Origin of the sequence: Campylobacter concisus (genome assembly GCF_902460575.1) — a bacterium.
Taxonomy (GTDB): domain Bacteria; phylum Campylobacterota; class Campylobacteria; order Campylobacterales; family Campylobacteraceae; genus Campylobacter_A; species Campylobacter_A concisus_AW.
Genome location: NZ_CABPUY010000002.1, coordinates 326,154 through 342,546 on the forward strand (window position 1 = coordinate 326,154; position 16,393 = coordinate 342,546).

Below are 16,393 nucleotides of genomic sequence, written 5' to 3' on the forward strand. Positions count from 1 at the left end.
GAGAGAAAAATGGTTCAAGATATAGATGATATTTTACAAGAGATAAACCGCGGCGTTGCCGAGATGATCGATGCTGAGAGAGTTGAAAATTTAGTTAAAAATTATTATGAAAAAGGCGAAAATTTCTACGTAAAAGCAGGCTTTGACCCAACAGCTCCAGACCTTCACCTAGGTCATACAGTCGTTTTAAACAAGATGGCTTTGCTTCAAAAACACGGCGCGATAGTGCAGTTTTTGATAGGCGATTTTACCGCTCAAATAGGCGACCCAACAGGCAAGTCAGCCACTAGAAAAAAGCTAGATCAAGAGACCGTTTTAAAAAATGCCAAAACCTATGAAGAACAAGTTTTTAAAATTTTAGATCCTAAAAAAACTGTGATAATGTTTAACTCAAAATGGTCAAATGAGCTTGGCGCTGCTGGGATAATTGAGCTAACTAGCACATTTTCAGTGGCTAGAATGCTAGAGCGAGATGACTTTGAAAAGAGGATAAAAGCAGGCAATCCTATATCAATCTCTGAGTTTATGTATCCGCTTCTTCAAGGATATGATAGCGTTGCTATGAAGTGTGACATCGAAATGGGCGGTACGGATCAGAAATTTAACCTTCTAATGGGCAGAACCTTGCAGCGAACATATAATATCGGCAAAGAGCAAGCCGTCATCATGATGCCACTTCTTGAGGGGCTTGATGGCGTAAATAAGATGAGCAAGAGCCTTGGCAACTACATCGGCGTAACTGAAAATGCAAATGATATGTTTGCAAAAACGCTTAGCATAAGTGACGAGCTTATGTGGCGCTGGTATGAGCTACTAAGCACAAAAAATCTTGGCGAGATAGAAGAGCTGATGAATGATGTAAATAGTGGCAAATATCATCCAAAAAAGGCAAAAGAGGATCTTGCTTATGAGATAACAGCGAGGTATCACGGCGAGGAGGCGGCAAAGGCTGCTATGGCTGAATTTAACAGCGTGCACTCTCAAAATCAGCTCCCAACTGATATGAAAGAATTTAGCTTAAAGGCACCGATTTGGATAGTTGAAGCCTTATCTCAGTGTGGGCTAAGTGAGTCAAATTCTCAAGCAAGGCGAGATATAAAAGCAAACGCAGTTAGCATCAATCAAGAAAAAATTAGTGATGAGCAGTTAAAATTAGGAGCAGGCGAGTATATCTTGCAGGTTGGAAAGCGTAAATTTGCGAAGATAAAGGTTGAATAAATGGAGTTAAAGCCGTTAAAAATAGGTAAATACGAGATAAAATACCCGATATTTCAAGGCGGTATGGGGCTTGGCATAAGCTGGGACAAACTAGCTGGCAATGTGAGCTTAGAAGGCGGTCTTGGCATAATTAGCTCAGTTGGCACAGGCTACTATGAAAACCGCAAATTTATAGATAAAGAGCTAAATGCAAAGCCTTTTGGAAGTGAAAATTTCTACTCTACAAGAGGCCTTCGAGCTGTCATAGAAAATGCACGTAAAATTTGTGGCGACTTGCCACTTGGCGTAAATATAATGTATGCTGCAAACGACTACGCAAGGGTGGTTAAAGACGCTTGCGAGGCTGGTATAAACATCATCGTCTCAGGTGCAGGTCTGCCTACAAATTTACCCGAATTTACACAAAATTTTAAAGAGATAGCACTTGTGCCGATCGTCTCGAGCGCAAAAGCACTAAAGATCATCTGTAAGCGCTGGCTACAAAGATATGAGCGCTTGCCGGATGCTGTCGTGCTTGAAGGACCGCTAAGTGGCGGACATCAAGGCTTTACATACGAGCAGTGCCTTGATCCTGAGTTTTCACTATTTAACCTCATTCCGCAGGTAAAAGCCGAGATCAAAGAGTGGGGTGACTTTCCGCTCATCGCAGCTGGTGGAATTTGGGATAAAAACGACATCGAAAAGGCGATATCGCTAGGCGCAGACGGCGTTCAGATGGGCACACGCTTCATCGGTACTCACGAGTGCGATGCAGACATCGGCTTTAAAGAGGTTTTGCTAGCGGCTGAAGAGAAAGACATCGAGCTTATAAAGAGCCCAGTTGGCTATCCAGCTCGCGGAATAAGAACAAATTTGATAAATTTAGTCGATAAAAGAATGGGGCCAAAGATCCAGTGCATAAGCAACTGCGTGAGCCCTTGCCAAAGAGGCAAAGAGGCAAAGCAAGTTGGGTATTGCATCGCAGATAGGCTATTTGACGCGTATAGCGGCAAAAAAGAGAGTGGGCTATTTTTCACAGGGGCAAATGGCTACAAACTAAAAGAGCTAATAAGCGTAAAAGAGCTAATGCATAAGCTGGTACATGGTGAATGAAACGGGTTTTAATATCTCTTTTTCTAGCATTTAGTTTTCTTTTTGCGACGACAAATTCGGAGACTTTTGCCAAATTTGATAGAAATTTTATGGCTCTAAACAGAAGCGCGAAGATCAAGCTTCACAACGATATAAAAAATATCTATGTCGATGCGATCATTAAAAACGATAAAAACACGAAAAAACAAGCGCTATCAAGGCTAATAACAAGCTCAAAGGCGCTTGGTTTTGACTCAAGCGCATATATAAGAGATCTAAATTCGATAAATGGCGTAAAAGGTGCTAGCATGCCAGCAGCTTCGCCAGCTTTAACGCTACTAAGCGCTACAAAGGTAAATGACACTCTGGTGCTAAAATTTAACACAAAGCTAGATACCGCAAAGCTAAAAACATCATTTGCCAAACAGCAAAACGCCTACAAAAATATCATGGACATTGATGGCAGGCTAAATGGCAACCCACTAACTTATAAAAATTTCATCTCAGACTACATCCACATCTCGCAGTATGATAAAAACACCGTCAGGATCATCTTTTCTGACAAGGTGCAAAAGACGATAAAGGCAAATGCAACTGGGGACTTGCTAATAATCAGCGCTCAAAATTTCATCTCAAATGAAAACGTAAGAGCGCCACTTCATAAGCTTAAAAATAAAAATGAAAAGCCAGCACAAAGCGCAGTAGAGCCAAATTTAAAGTCTGAGCCAGCACAAAGTGAGCCAGTAGAAGAGCCTTTGCCTCCAGTTGCTGCGGGTAAATTTTCACGCAACAAAACGATCGTCATCGACCCAGGGCATGGCGGCACGGATCCTGGTGCGGTAAATGGCAGTTTAAAAGAAAAAACAGCCGTTTTGGGCGTAGCCAAAAAGCTTGGTGAGATACTAAAATCTCGTGGTTACAAGGTCTATTTCACTAGATCAACTGACGTTTTTATAAATTTAAGGTCAAGAACAAAATTTGCAAACGACAAGATGGCTGACCTCTTTGTCTCCATCCACGCAAACGCCGCTCCAAACGCTGCTAAAGCAAAGAGCATGCACGGCATCGAGACCTTTTTCTTATCGCCTGCAAGGAGTGAGCGTAGCAAAAACGCAGCCGCACTTGAAAATAAATCAGACATCGAAGAGATGAACTACTTTTCTCAGCAGACGTTTCTAAACGTGCTAAACCGCGAGAAGATCATCGCTTCAAACAAGCTTGGTATCGACATCCAAAAGGACATTTTAGCAAGCGCTAGAAAGGTCTATGCAGCCAGCGACGGCAGCGTGAGAGAGGCGCCATTTTGGGTACTCGTGGGTGCTCTTATGCCAGCGGTTCTTGTAGAAATCGGCTACATCACACATCCAGTCGAGGGCGAAAAACTATTTAATGAGGCCTATCAAAAAGCCCTTGCAAACGGCATCGCAAACGGCATAGATGGATATTTTGCAAAAAATAGATGAAAAATGCAAATTTAAGCTTTAAAGGGCAAATTCCATTTAACGAAGAGTTTGGCGACATCTACTTTAATACCGAAAAACCCTGGCTTGAGAGCGAATTTGTCTTTGCGAGCGCACTTGATGAAATTTGGCAGAGCAAAGATAGCTTTATAGTCGCCGAGACTGGCTTTGGCGCTGGGCTAAATTTCTTCACACTTTGTAAGAAATTTAAAAATAGCCCCAAAAAACTTCACTTTGTTAGTATCGAAAAAAGTCCTATCAAAAAAGAAGATCTTTTAAAAATTTATGAAAATTTAGGCATTTTTAAAGCTTATGCCAAAAAGCTAGTTTCGCTCTATCCGCCGCTAATTTTTGGCATACACCGCATAAATTTCGCCCCAAATATCATCCTTGATCTTTGCTACGGCGAGGCAGATCAAATTTTGCCTGAGCTTGAATTTAGCGCTGATATCTGGTTTTTAGACGGCTTTGCCCCAAGTAAAAATGGCTCGATCTGGAGCGAGGATGTCTTCAAAGAGATCGCAAGGCTAAGCAGGGTTGGTACTATAGTTAGAACTTACTCGTGCGCAAAAATGGTAAAAGACGGGCTAAAAAATGCTGGCTTTTTGCTGAGCCTAAAAGAGGGCTACGCTAGAAAACGCCAGATGAGTAGCGCCGTGCTAGAGAAAAAGGATGAAAATTTAAAGGACGCTTGGTTTGCTAGATGCGAGCCTGTTGGCAGCGTAAATGGCAAAACTGCGCTTGTCATAGGAGCAGGAGTGGCTGGGCTTGCAACAGCCAGCGAGCTAGCCAAAAGTGGCTTTAAAGTGGTGATCGCCGAGGCAAAGAGCGAGGTCGCGACAAATGGCTCAGGCAACCACTGCGGCGCCTTGATGCCATTAGTTACGAAGCCTGGGGTAAATTTAGGCCGCATGCATATAAATGCGTTTTTGCAAGCAGTGAGATTTTACAAGGCAAATTTGCCAAAAAGCCTCATCAAATTTAATGGCTGCATCGACTATGCGTTTGATGATGAGCTTGTCAAGCGATATGGCTCGTGGCAAGGTCAAAACGCAGAGGAAATCTTTAAATTTGACGAGAATTTAAAGCCATATCCTGGGATATTTATAAAAGAGGCGGCTTATGCTAGGCCAAAAGAAATTTGTAAATTTCTATCAAGCAACTTTGAAATTTTATTTAACCACGAGTATGAGAGCAGGACGCATCTGCAAAATGGCAAGATAAGCGTTAAATTTAAAAATAAAAAAAGCTTGGAGGCTGATATCTTAGTCTTTTGCACAGGCAGCAAGAGCAGTGAAATTTTTAAAGGCTACGACATGCAAATAAGCAGTGTCAGAGGTCAAGTCACGCACCTAAAACCAGCGCTAAAAAATGAGCTGCCACTAAGCGCAAAAGGCTACATCTGCCCAGCAGTAAAAGGCGTGCAAGTCATCGGCGCAACCTACGCTAGAAATGAAATTTGCGACACGCCTAAAGCTGAGGATAACGCTAAAAATTTAAGCGACGTGAGCGAGTTTTTTGACACTAGAGAAGCAACCATCATCGGCTCACGTGTGGGTTATAGAAGTTATAGCGGAGATAGGTTTCCGATAATCGGCGCCTTGCATGACGAGGAGTTTTACAAGCAAAACTATAAGGGGCTATTTTGGAGTAAAAATAAAGATAATAATCCAAAAGCAAGCTACGAAAAAAATCTCTTTGTAAATTTTGCTCACGGCTCGCGTGGTCTTGGCACGGCGATACTTGGAGCAAATTTGATAATGGATCTTGTGTTTGCTCGCCCACTTTGCATAGAAAGATCGCTATTTTTTGAGCTTCATCCTGCTAGATTTTTGATAAGAAAGCTAAAAAAAGGACTAAAATAGTCAAATTTCTTAACATATGTTAAGAACTATTATCAAAACTTGCATTATAATCCTTCACAAAAAAGGATAAAAAATGAGTCAAATTTATAATCTTGACAAAGACACAAAGATAGTTGAAAAAAGCGTCGTTAGCAAAAGGCTCTTTCAAAACAAAAACGCAAGCGTTGATATATACGCATTTGACGAGGGTGAAGAGCTTGATCATGAGATGCTTTTTATAGACAGCCTTGCCTTCGTCATTGACGGCGAAGCACAGCTTGAATACGGCGAAAAGCAGATGAAGCTTGGGCGCGACGAAGCCTGCCTTATCGAGGCAAAAACTTGGCGAAAACTCAAATTTACAAAGAAAACAAAATATTTACTAATAGATTTTAAGGAGAATGTTATGATAGATCATTTAGACAAAGCGAGTGTTTTTAGCCTCGCAGATGCCGTTAGCTACGAGAGTGGTAAGATAGTTAGCAAGACGCTTGTCAAAAACGAAAATGGCTCGATGTCGCTGCTTAGTTTTGACAAAGATCAAGAGCTCTCGACCCATGCAGCACCAGGCGATGCGCTACTTATCGCGCTTGATGGCGAGCTTGATTTAAAGATAGCTGATGAGAGCTTTCATCTAGTAAAGGGCGATAGCATCGTGCTTCCAGGCAAGATCCCACACGGCCTAAAAGTGAAAGACAAATTCAAAATGCTTCTAATCGTCACAAAAGATAAAATGTAAAATAAGCCCTATTTTAGGGCTTTTCTCTTTTATAAATCACATTAAATTTACCCTTAATAACCCAAAAAGCAAAGTCATAATATAATCGTTTTTAAAAAAAAGAAGAGCGATGAGAAAAGAAAATTCCAAACTATTTTTACTGATATTTTTAGGCGTGCTTTCAGCCTTTGGACCATTTGTCACAGACCTTTACTTGCCAGCACTTCCAGCCATAACTGAGTGGTTTAGCACAAGTATCTCTGCCACACAGTTAACTATAACTACTTCGATGGCAGGCCTTGCGATCGGTCAGCTAATAATTGGCCCAATCAGCGATAAATTTGGCCGAAAAACGCCACTTACCATCTCGCTCATCGTCTATACGGTAAGCACGATTTTTATATTTTTTGCGCAAAATATCCAGTTTTTTATCTTTATGCGCATTATTCAAGGGCTTGCAAGTGCGGGCAGTCTTGTCATCTCAAGAGCCGTTGTGAGCGACCTTTATAAGGGCCATGAGATGACTAAATTCTTTAGCCTTATGATGGTTATAAATGGCCTTGCTCCGATACTTTCGCCAATAGGTGGCAGCTTGCTACTTAAATTTACCGACTGGCGCGGCATCTTTATGGCACTAACTATCATTGGCATTGTACTATTTATCGCAAATTTTTACTTCAAAGAGAGCCTAAACCAGAGAGATCGCCTAAAAGTACCACTGCTTCAGACTTACGGTGTCTTTGGCAAAATTTTAAGAAAAAAGAAATTTATGCTATTTATTGCGATCCAGACATTTACGATGGCTGCGATGTTTGCCTATATCGCGGCATCTTCTTTTATCTTACAAGAGTTTTACCTGCTAAGCCCAGTAAGCTACAGCTTTTGCTTTGCGGCAAATGGCCTAGCCATCGTCATAGGTGCTAGGCTTGCAAGCTTGCTAAATGAACGAAAAGCGCTAAAAACTGGGCTTTTTGGCACCTTGTTTGCTAGTATTTTTATAGCGTTTATGCTTTGCTTTAAATTTGAGGTGATCGGCGTTATCATCGCATTTTTTTGCTTTTGCTCTTTACTGGCTTTATCTTGCCAACAGCCTCATCACTTGCGATGAATGAGGGCAGAGAGTACGCTGGCTCGGCCTCAGCGGTGCTTGGATTTTGCCCATTTTTCTTAGGCGGCATCATCTCGCCGCTAGTTGGCCTTGGTGACATTTTTTACTCTACTTCAATAGCTATTTTAGCTTGCAGCGTGCTTGCCTTTATCTCATTTTTAGGGCTAAAAAGAGTTGCGTAAAATTTATCTTGTCTCAAACACAAAGACGGCTGATAAGAGCGTTGTAAATTTAAGCGTTAGTAGGATTGAGTTTTTGAAATTTGAGATAAATTTAAGCGAATTTGATGCGCTTGTAGCAACTTCAAAAAATGCCTTTAAGGCTTTAAAATTTAATGACATTTCGCCTATAAATTTACCAGTTTTTGCCATAGCAAGTGGCTGTGCGGCGGCTGCAAGAGAGTTTGGTTTTAGTGAAATTTACACTGGGCAAAATGCTCATGGAGATGACTTTGCGAGAGAAATTTTGCCACTTTTAAAGGGTAAAAAGGTTCTTTATCTAAAGGGCAAAGATAGCGCTTCAAATTTCTTAGAAATTTTGCAAGATGGCGGCGTAAATATAAAGGCGGTCATTGCCTATGAAAATGTCTTAAATCCTTGCAAAATGGAGCTAAAACCACCAAAAAATAGCATTTTGATCTTCGCATCTCCGATAAATGTGAGAAATTTTCTTGCTAATTTTGGCTGGGACGAGAGCTATCAAACGATAAGCATCGGAAAGGTCACTGCAAAAGAGCTAAAATTTAGCACACCACTTGTTAGTCAAAGTCAAGATATAAACGCTTGTATCGCACTTGCCAAAACGTTACTTTAAGCAAAGAATTTATATAATTTTATTGCCTGAGTGAAGCGAGTCAGCATTTTACGGGGTCCAACACTTTTTTGTTAGCGAAAAGGTATGGGTGCCTTGCGATGTGGCTTCGTTTGAGCCTTAAACAGCGAGAAGTTGCAACCTTTTGGTATCCATCTATTTGCAAGATTGGCTTTGTTTATGGGCCACTCTTCTATGCGACGCCCACTTGGGTTTTTAAATTTACGGAGATAATATGAACATTCTCATAATAGGAAGTGGCGGTCGCGAATACGCCATTGCTCTAAAACTAAAAAGTGAAAAAAATATAAATTTATACTTTGCTCCTGGAAATGGTGCGACCTCACGCCTTGGTGAGAATTTAAACATAAAAGACTTTCATGAGCTAGCAAATTTTGCCAAAAAAAATAGTATCGAGCTAACTATCGTGGGACCCGAAGCGCCTCTTAGCGAAGGCGTAGTAGATATCTTTAAAAAAGAGGGTTTGCTCATCTTTGGACCAAGCAAAGCAGCTGCTAGACTTGAGGCTAGCAAGGCCTATATGAAGGACTTTTTAGCTAGAAATAATATAAAAACTGCAAAATATTTAAACACAGACGATAAAGAAAAAGCATTTAAATTTATTGATACCCTAAGCGCTCCGATGGTCGTAAAGGCTGACGGACTTTGCGCTGGAAAAGGCGTGATCATCGCAAATTCCAAAGAGGAAGCCAAAGAAGCAGTTAGCGACATGCTAAGTGGGGCTAGCTTTGGTGATGCTGGTAAATTTGTGGTGGTTGAAGAGTTTTTAGACGGCTTTGAGTTAAGCTTTTTTGCCATTTGTGACGGCGAAAATTTTGTAAGCTTGCCAGTGGCGCAAGACCACAAACGCCTACTTGATAACGACGAGGGTCCAAATACTGGCGGCATGGGCGCTTATGCTCCAAGCCCACTTGCTTCAAAAGAGCTTATAAAAAGGGTCGAAGAAGAGGTTGTAAAACCTACGTTAAAAGGGATGAAAAACGAGGGCAGTCCGTTTTGTGGAGTGCTTTTTGTGGGGTTGATGATCGTGAAAAATGAGCCTTATGTGCTTGAGTTTAACGTGAGATTTGGCGATCCTGAGTGCGAGGTCTTGATGCCATTAATTGACGGAAATTTGAGTGAAATTTTACTAAACGCTGCAAAGGGTGAGTTAAAGCCTATTAGTTTAAAAGATGAATTTGCTGTTGGCGTCGTGATGTCTAGCAAAAATTATCCTTATAAAAGTAGCCCAAAGGCTAAAATTTCTGTTTTAAATGATGTAAAAGATGCCCATATAGCTTACGCAGGCGTGAGCAAAGAGGGCGATGAAATTTATGCAGATGGGGGCAGAGTGCTAGTCTGCGTGGCGACTGCAAAGAGCATAAAAGAGGCACGTGATAAGGCCTATGAGCTTTGCGAAAATGTCAAATTTGACGGAGCACACTTTAGAAAAGATATCGCGTGGCAGGCTCTAAAATGAGTATGCAGATAGAAGAGAAACTTCAAAACGAAGAAATTTCACTTGCTCCTTTTGCTAAGAGGATCATGGCGTTTTCTATCGATGAGATCATAGTTTCGTTTCTTTTTATGATTATCTATTGGGAGCCTCTTTCTACTAGCACTAACTATGATGACGCTAGAAATTTAGTATTAAATTTATTTTGGCAAGTGGTCGCTTTAAAAGTCATCTATCACACATTTTTTGTTTGGTATTATGGCGCAAGCCTCGGGCAGATGATAACAAAGACGATGTGTATAAATGTAGAAATTTTAGATAAGCCAAATTTAACTCAAAGTCTTGTTAGGGCGATATTTAGGATAGTTAGTGAAGCTTGTTTTTATCTTGGCTTTGCGTGGGCACTTTCAAACCCTGCAAGGCAGACGTGGCAAGACAAAATAGCAAAAACAGTGGTGATAAATGCGTAAAATTTTATTTTTGATTCCAATTTGTGTTTTTAGTTTAAGTGCAGCAGTGCAAGATGTGCAGCTATTAGCTGATGATGTGAAGCAAGATAAAGGCATCGTAACGGCAAACAAAAACGTCGTAGTATATTCGCAAGAGTATCTTGTGACGGCTGATTGTGCTGTTTATGATCAAAACAACTCAGTCATTGAGCTATTTGGCAATGTCAATATGATGAAGGGCAAAGATGAGGTCTCTCGCTCAAACTACGCTAAGCTAAATTTAAAAAACAACAACGCTGCTTTTGAGTCGCTCTTTATGATGAACAAAGACATGGAAGTGTGGATGAGAAGCGATGAGAGCAGCTCTGATAGCGAGTACTACAGAGTAAGAAAGGCGATGGTTTCAAGCTGCAACGTCCAAGATCCTGACTGGAGCATCACCTCAAGCTCAGCCATGCTAAACAAACAGAGTAAATTTCTGCACCTTTTTAACCCAGTCTTTCGCATAGCAAATGTGCCAGTCTTTTACCTGCCATACTTTGGCTTCTCAACTGATACTACAAGAAGGACAGGACTTTTGCCACCAGAGCTTGGATACGGAAAATCTGAAGGTTTTTATTACAAACAGCCGATTTATTTTGCACCTTATAATGAGTGGGATCTGGAGTTTGATCCGCAGATAAGAACAAACAGGGGTGCTGGAATTTACGGTGCTTTTAGATTTACTGATTCGCCTGATTCAAGAGGTGAGATCAGCTTTGGTTCATTTACTGATAAAAACAGCTACCGAGCCAAACAAAAAAGCGAGACTTCAAACAGAGCTGAGCTAAAAAACAAAACTCACAAAGGTGTCGGGCTAAAATATGAAAGAGATAAACTCATAAAATACCTTAGCGAGGCCGATCTGCAAGAGGGCATGTGGATAGATGCAACCAAGCTAAATGATATAGACTATCTAAATTTAAAGGGCAGGGATGATGACTATGACTCACTTGTCACCTCTAAATTTAACTACTTCATAGCAAATGACGATCACTACTTTGGCGCCTATGCGAAATACTACATAGATACCGAAAAGATCGGCTCAAAGAACGAAAACAAAGATACGCTTCAAGAGCTTCCATCGCTTCAGTATCATAAATTTACAGACGACATAGTCTTGCCAAATATCTTATATTCACTCGATCTTCAATCGCATAGATATGATAGAAAGATAGGCGTTAGAGCAACTCAGTATGAATTTACTCTACCAGCTTCAGTGCATGTGCCACTATTTGATGATAGCTTAACATTTTCATTTTATGAGTACCTTTACGCTTCAAGGATAAACTACGAAAACAAGATAAATTCATTTGATGACAAAAGAGAAGATAAACACGCAAATTTTGTAAATAACTACCATAAATTTGCTCTTCACACAGACCTTGCAAAGGCGTATGAGAGCTTTTATCACACTTTAAATTTTGGTGCTGAATATTTGCTACCAGGCTACAGAAAAGGAAATTTAGACGACGAGTTTATCTATGACAAAGATCTAAATGAGTATGAAAATTTCTTAGCTCAAGATCAGAGCAAAGAGGAAGTTTCTGGCTATTTGACGCAGTATTTCTTTAACGGCAGCGGCAGAAAGGTTGTCAAACACAGCATCTCACAAGGTTACTACACAAAAGATGATGAGTATTCAAATTTAAAAAATGCCATCTATCTATATCCGTTTGAGAATTTTAGCCTTTATAACAAGCTTGAGTACTCACACAAAGATAGAGAGCTTAAAAAGGTGCAAAACGGACTTTACTATACGCACGATCTATTTTGGATAAATATGCTCCATACGATGAAAAAGAGTGATAGCAAGGCTAAAAATAGTGCAACAAAAGATAGCTACTTTACAAGTAGTGCAGGTGTAAAACTCCCGCATCAATATAGCTTAATTGGCGGCTGGCAATACGACCTTGAAAGAAGCTACACAAAGAGCTGGAGAGTTGGCGTGCTTCATCAAAGGAAGTGCTGGAACTACGGGCTAATTTATCAACACGATGTCGAGCCTACAACAACGACAAATGGCTCAGCCTCAACTAAGAAAAGCGGCATCTACTTTACTATAAATTTCTATCCGATGGGCGGCTTGCACTATGACTTTTCACAAAGCAGCACCACTTCATCAAGTAGCAAATAAGATGGCTAGATAAATGGCAAGCGTTAAATTTAAAGATCAACTAGATGCAGCTAACAAGCTCATCGAGATCTTGCCAAAAAAAGAGCTAAATGATGCTAAGACGATAGTTCTTTGCATGTCGCTTGAGTCAGTTATCCTGACTGATGTGGTTTGCAGGGGGCTAAATTTAAGCTATGAGATGCTCTTTAGCGAGCCAATCCCTGCGCCAAACAACAGCGAATGCGACGTAGCGATAGTTAGCGAAACTGAGGATATAGTGCTAAACGATCCTCTCATAAAAGCTTTTAACATAAGCTATGACTACATCTACGGCGAAGCGCATAGAAAATATGAAGAGAAAATTTTAAAAAATGTCTATAAATACAGAAAAGGAAATTTGATAGGAGAGCTAAAGGGCAAGAATATTTTACTAATCGATGAGGGGTGTGAGACTGGCATGACGGCACTCATCTGCATAAAGACGCTGCTTGATGTGAAGGTAAAATCCATCTCATACGCAACGCCGATGATAGCCACTGATGTCTTTGCAAATTTAAATGATATGGTCGATGAAATTTACACGATAAACAAGATCGTTGATTTTATCGATGTGGATTCGTATTATGAGAAAAAGATCGAGGCTACGAGCGAGCGCATCATGTCGATATTAGAAGAGAGCCCTCACTATTTACCGTTACAAAAACAACAAGGAGATAAAAATAATGCAATATAGTATAGAAGTCAATAATCAGGTCGAAATTTTTGACCTTAATAAAGTAGCTAAACAAGCTAGTGGGGCAGTGCTTTTAAGGGTGAAAAACACCGTAGTTTTAGCAACTGTGGCAAGAGAAGATGTGCAAGTTGAAGAGGACTTTTTACCTCTAACGGTACAATACATCGAAAAAGCTTACGCTGCTGGCAAAATACCAGGAGGTTACGTCAAGCGTGAGACTAAGCCAGGCGACTTTGAGACGCTAACAGCTCGCATCATAGATAGATCACTTCGCCCACTTTTTCCAAAAGGCTACGCATACCCAACACAGATCGTTGTCATGGTACTTTCAGCTGATCCTGAGGTTGATTTGCAAGTTGTGAGCCTAAATGCGGCTTCAGTTGCACTTTACCTTAGCGACATCCCTGTAAATCGCCCAGTTTGTGGTGTAAGAGTTGGCTATATAGATGATAAATTTGTTATCAATCCAAGCAACTCTGAGCTAAAACAAAGCGCGATCGATCTTTATGTTGCTGGCACAAAAGATGAGCTTTTGATGATCGAGATGAGAAGCTTGCCTCAGCAAACTACGCAGCTCATACCAATGGTAGCGATAGAGCCGATGATAGATCCTAGCCTAAGCGATAGCATGGCGCAAAAGCAAGTGATGAATGAATTTAGCGAAGATAAGATGGTTGAGGCGATCGACTTTGCTGGTAAAGCGATACTAAGAGCTAGCAGCGCTTATGAAGAGGCGTTTAAAGAGCATAAAAAAGAGGATGCCGCACTTGAGCTAAAACCAGAGATAGAAAACGAAAATATCGCTATTTATATCGATAAATTTTACAAAGCAGAGGTTAAAAACGCGATCAATCAAATGGCAAAGAGCGAGCGTGCAAGCGAGCTTGGCAAGATCGCTAAACAAATTTCAAGCGATGAGGTAGCTCAAAAAGAGGGCTGGGACGAGGCTGTCATCTCAAATGTCCTTGGCAAATATAAAAAGAAAATAGTAAGAGAGCAGATCATAAACGAGGGCGTTAGAGCCGACGGACGCGGGCTTGAAGAGGTTAGGCCTATTAGCATCGAGACAAATGTCCTTCCAAACGCTCACGGCTCATGTCTCTTTACAAGAGGTCAAACTCAGGCGCTAGTTGTCGCCACTCTTGGCACAGATAGCGATGCTCAGATGTATGACATCCTAACTGAAAAAGCTCCTTTGGTTGAGAAATTTATGTTTAACTACAACTTCCCAGGCTTTAGTGTCGGCGAAGCAAGCCCACTTAAAGCTCCTGGCAGACGTGAGCTTGGACATGGAAATTTAGCCAAACGTGCCCTTGCACCAAGCATCGATCTAGCTTCTCCATATACGATAAGGGTCGTTTCAGAAATTTTAGAGAGCAACGGCTCAAGCTCTATGGCTAGCGTTTGCGGTGGCTCGCTCGCACTTAGAGCAGCTGGGGTTAATACCCAAAAACTAGTCGCTGGTGTTGCGATGGGTCTTATATTTGAAGGTGATAAACACGCTGTTTTAACCGACATCATGGGGCTTGAAGACCACGACGGCGATATGGACTTTAAAGTTGCTGGCACAAGTGATGGCATCACAGCGCTTCAGATGGACATCAAGCTTGGAGGCATCAGCCTAGAAGTGCTAAAAGAGGCGCTTTATCAAGCAAAACGCGGCAGAGAGCATATCCTTGCTCTAATGACACAGGCTGATAAAAATATAGAGATAAACGAGGATGTATTGCCAAAACTTGAGCTATTTAACGTTGATCCAAGCAAGATCGTAGATATCATCGGTCAAGCTGGTAAGACTATAAAAGAGATCATCGAGAAATTTGAGGTTTCGATCGACCTTGATAGAGAAAAAGGCGAGGTTAAAATCGCAGGCGGCGCTAAGAAAAACGTCGATGCAGCAAAAGACTACATCATCTCTATCACTTCAAAAGAGAACTCTCGCTCATTTGGCAAAAAGCCGTTTAAACACGACAAAGACCGTGTAAAACCGACATTTAATATCGGAGATGAGTTTGTTGGAAGCGTAAAAAGCGTGGTTGATTTTGGAGTATTTATCGAGCTAAAAGACGGTGTTGATGGTCTGCTTCACATCTCAAAGATAAAGAGCCCATTAAACGTAGGTGATCAGGTAAAAGTGTGTGTGAGCGAGCAAAAAGGAAACAAAATTTCGCTCTCTTTGGTTGAATAAATTTTTAAAGGATAGATGATGAAATACAAAAAGTTGCTTTTTCCAATAGGAGCAGGGGACGATATCGAGCCAAGAATTTACGGTGCTTTAAAGGTTGCACAATGGTTTAAAGCTCACATGGAGATCCTCACTTGCCAACTAGATCCAAGCGTGGTTTATAATATGAAAATGACGCTTCGTGGTGGAGTGCTTTTTGAGGAATTTTTAAAATCAGCCAAGTCTGAGCTTGCGGTTGAGCACGAAGAGAACGAAAAGCTTTTTAATAAAATTTGCGCCGAGCTTGGCATAAAGGTGAGCGACGAGGTCATCGAAGATGTCTGCACTGCAAATTTCACGATTCACAATGGAAAAAGAAGCGCCATAGTCGAGCAAGAGAGTAAATTTTGCGATCTAGTCGTAGCTGCAGTGCCACTTGATGGCAAGATCACTGGCACATTTGAGTCAGCTGTTTTAAAAAGTGGCAAAAATGCGATCGTTATCCCAAGAAAGATGCGTGATTTTAAAGCTGATAACATCCTTGTAAGCTGGACAGGAACAACTCAAAGCTCAAGAGCCCTAACTGGAGCGATCGATCTTTTAAAGAGCGCTAAAAAGGTTCAGTGCATCACTTCAAAAGCAAGCCTTGGCGATAACGCCGAGCTAAATCTTAAAAAACTTGAAGAGTATTTTAAGGTTCATAATATCAGTGCTAGTTTTGAAGTTATAGCAACTACAACGATACCTGGCGAGGCACTTTTAAAAGCTGCAAATGATAGAAACGCAGACCTTATCGTAGCTAGCAGATACGGTGAAAACGGACTAATGGAGATGGTCCTTGGTGGAACATCAAGATTTTTCTTAGAACATACAAATATCCCAGTTTATCTATAATGGATTGCGGCTTAGTCCGCGATCTAATTTAATAAATTCATCTTTTCGTTTTGCAAATTTTAAAATCTTACTCACTCGCCTTAGCAGACTACTAAATTTAGGTCTCGTAGCCACTCGCCACTAAATTTAGAGCCGTGATATGCTCGCTCATAAATTTTAAAATTTGTCAAACACTTGTCCTATAATAGATCGCATGCAGTGCGAAGCACATTTGCATGCCCTTTGAACGTGCGAGGGGATTGGGGGATTTAAAAAGGGGGATAAGGGGACGGCCTCGTAACTCGAGTCCCCTTGTCTCCCTTTTGGATAAAAG

The 16,393-nt window shown here is 41.0% G+C and carries 14 protein-coding genes; all 14 read left to right on the top strand.

Translation table 11 applies throughout. The features are described 5' to 3' along the window. The first annotated feature begins 9 nt into the window (after window positions 1–9). Window positions 10–1,218, top strand: coding sequence for a tyrosine--tRNA ligase (tyrS, locus tag F3G76_RS05570; protein WP_103637173.1), 1,209 nt, complete (start codon window positions 10–12; stop codon window positions 1,216–1,218). Beyond that, window positions 1,219–2,310, top strand: coding sequence for a nitronate monooxygenase (locus F3G76_RS05575; protein WP_021092139.1), 1,092 nt, complete (start codon window positions 1,219–1,221; stop codon window positions 2,308–2,310). It begins immediately after the preceding gene. Next, complete coding sequence (locus tag F3G76_RS05580) at window positions 2,307–3,752, top strand: N-acetylmuramoyl-L-alanine amidase family protein (protein ID WP_149706149.1); 1,446 nt, start codon at window positions 2,307–2,309, stop codon at window positions 3,750–3,752. Before F3G76_RS05575 ends, F3G76_RS05580 begins: the two co-directional genes overlap by 4 nt. Then, window positions 3,749–5,614, top strand: a complete 1,866-nt coding sequence (gene mnmC / locus F3G76_RS05585; RefSeq protein ID WP_149706150.1) for a bifunctional tRNA (5-methylaminomethyl-2-thiouridine)(34)-methyltransferase MnmC2/FAD-dependent 5-carboxymethylaminomethyl-2-thiouridine(34) oxidoreductase MnmC1 — start codon at window positions 3,749–3,751, stop codon at window positions 5,612–5,614. The genes F3G76_RS05580 and mnmC overlap by 4 nt, the downstream gene beginning before the upstream one ends. Before the next feature lie 73 nt (window positions 5,615–5,687). Next, on the top strand, window positions 5,688–6,332 hold the full coding sequence (locus tag F3G76_RS05590; RefSeq protein ID WP_012140225.1) for a cupin domain-containing protein: 645 nt from the start codon (window positions 5,688–5,690) through the stop codon (window positions 6,330–6,332). A gap of 109 nt (window positions 6,333–6,441) precedes the next feature. After that, the gene (locus tag F3G76_RS05595; protein ID WP_223227430.1) at window positions 6,442–7,419 is read left to right on the top strand and encodes a Bcr/CflA family efflux MFS transporter; all 978 of its coding nucleotides are present in this window, start codon (window positions 6,442–6,444) and stop codon (window positions 7,417–7,419) included. Further along, window positions 7,392–7,601: a hypothetical protein gene (locus tag F3G76_RS10765; protein ID WP_223227431.1), complete on the top strand. Its 210-nt coding sequence runs from the start codon at window positions 7,392–7,394 to the stop codon at window positions 7,599–7,601. Before F3G76_RS05595 ends, F3G76_RS10765 begins: the two co-directional genes overlap by 28 nt. Beyond that, complete coding sequence (locus tag F3G76_RS05600; protein ID WP_149706151.1) at window positions 7,594–8,232, top strand: uroporphyrinogen-III synthase; 639 nt, start codon at window positions 7,594–7,596, stop codon at window positions 8,230–8,232. Before F3G76_RS10765 ends, F3G76_RS05600 begins: the two co-directional genes overlap by 8 nt. Window positions 8,233–8,464: 232 nt before the next feature. Next, complete coding sequence (purD, locus tag F3G76_RS05605; protein WP_103599109.1) at window positions 8,465–9,709, top strand: phosphoribosylamine--glycine ligase; 1,245 nt, start codon at window positions 8,465–8,467, stop codon at window positions 9,707–9,709. Continuing rightward, window positions 9,706–10,155: an RDD family protein gene (locus F3G76_RS05610; RefSeq protein WP_002941696.1), complete on the top strand. Its 450-nt coding sequence runs from the start codon at window positions 9,706–9,708 to the stop codon at window positions 10,153–10,155. Before purD ends, F3G76_RS05610 begins: the two co-directional genes overlap by 4 nt. After that, a complete protein-coding gene (locus tag F3G76_RS05615; RefSeq protein ID WP_149706152.1) occupies window positions 10,148–12,310 on the top strand; it encodes an LPS-assembly protein LptD in 2,163 nt (720 codons plus the stop codon). The genes F3G76_RS05610 and F3G76_RS05615 overlap by 8 nt, the downstream gene beginning before the upstream one ends. Window positions 12,311–12,323: 13 nt before the next feature. Then, window positions 12,324–13,022 (top strand): sodium:proton antiporter, encoded by a 699-nt coding sequence (locus tag F3G76_RS05620; protein ID WP_002941705.1) that lies wholly within the window; start codon window positions 12,324–12,326, stop codon window positions 13,020–13,022. Then, window positions 13,012–15,210 (top strand): polyribonucleotide nucleotidyltransferase, encoded by a 2,199-nt coding sequence (locus F3G76_RS05625; RefSeq protein WP_021086102.1) that lies wholly within the window; start codon window positions 13,012–13,014, stop codon window positions 15,208–15,210. The genes F3G76_RS05620 and F3G76_RS05625 overlap by 11 nt, the downstream gene beginning before the upstream one ends. Before the next feature lie 18 nt (window positions 15,211–15,228). Then, the gene (locus F3G76_RS05630) at window positions 15,229–16,080 is read left to right on the top strand and encodes a universal stress protein (RefSeq protein WP_087582804.1); all 852 of its coding nucleotides are present in this window, start codon (window positions 15,229–15,231) and stop codon (window positions 16,078–16,080) included. Window positions 16,081–16,393 lie beyond the last annotated feature (313 nt).

What these genes read in the sequence shown, in the direction of transcription:
- F3G76_RS05580 (WP_149706149.1), top strand. Translation starts at nt 2,307, where the DNA reads ATGAAACGGGTTTTAATATCTCTTTTTCTAGCATTTAGTTTTCTTTTT.
- F3G76_RS05630 (WP_087582804.1), top strand. Translation starts at nt 15,229, where the DNA reads ATGAAATACAAAAAGTTGCTTTTTCCAATAGGAGCAGGGGACGATATC.
- F3G76_RS05590 (WP_012140225.1), top strand. Translation starts at nt 5,688, where the DNA reads ATGAGTCAAATTTATAATCTTGACAAAGACACAAAGATAGTTGAAAAA.
- tyrS (WP_103637173.1), top strand. Translation starts at nt 10, where the DNA reads ATGGTTCAAGATATAGATGATATTTTACAAGAGATAAACCGCGGCGTT.
- purD (WP_103599109.1), top strand. Translation starts at nt 8,465, where the DNA reads ATGAACATTCTCATAATAGGAAGTGGCGGTCGCGAATACGCCATTGCT.
- F3G76_RS05575 (WP_021092139.1), top strand. Translation starts at nt 1,219, where the DNA reads ATGGAGTTAAAGCCGTTAAAAATAGGTAAATACGAGATAAAATACCCG.
- F3G76_RS05625 (WP_021086102.1), top strand. Translation starts at nt 13,012, where the DNA reads ATGCAATATAGTATAGAAGTCAATAATCAGGTCGAAATTTTTGACCTT.
- F3G76_RS05620 (WP_002941705.1), top strand. Translation starts at nt 12,324, where the DNA reads ATGGCAAGCGTTAAATTTAAAGATCAACTAGATGCAGCTAACAAGCTC.
- F3G76_RS05610 (WP_002941696.1), top strand. Translation starts at nt 9,706, where the DNA reads ATGAGTATGCAGATAGAAGAGAAACTTCAAAACGAAGAAATTTCACTT.
- F3G76_RS05615 (WP_149706152.1), top strand. Translation starts at nt 10,148, where the DNA reads ATGCGTAAAATTTTATTTTTGATTCCAATTTGTGTTTTTAGTTTAAGT.
- mnmC (WP_149706150.1), top strand. Translation starts at nt 3,749, where the DNA reads ATGAAAAATGCAAATTTAAGCTTTAAAGGGCAAATTCCATTTAACGAA.
- F3G76_RS05595 (WP_223227430.1), top strand. Translation starts at nt 6,442, where the DNA reads ATGAGAAAAGAAAATTCCAAACTATTTTTACTGATATTTTTAGGCGTG.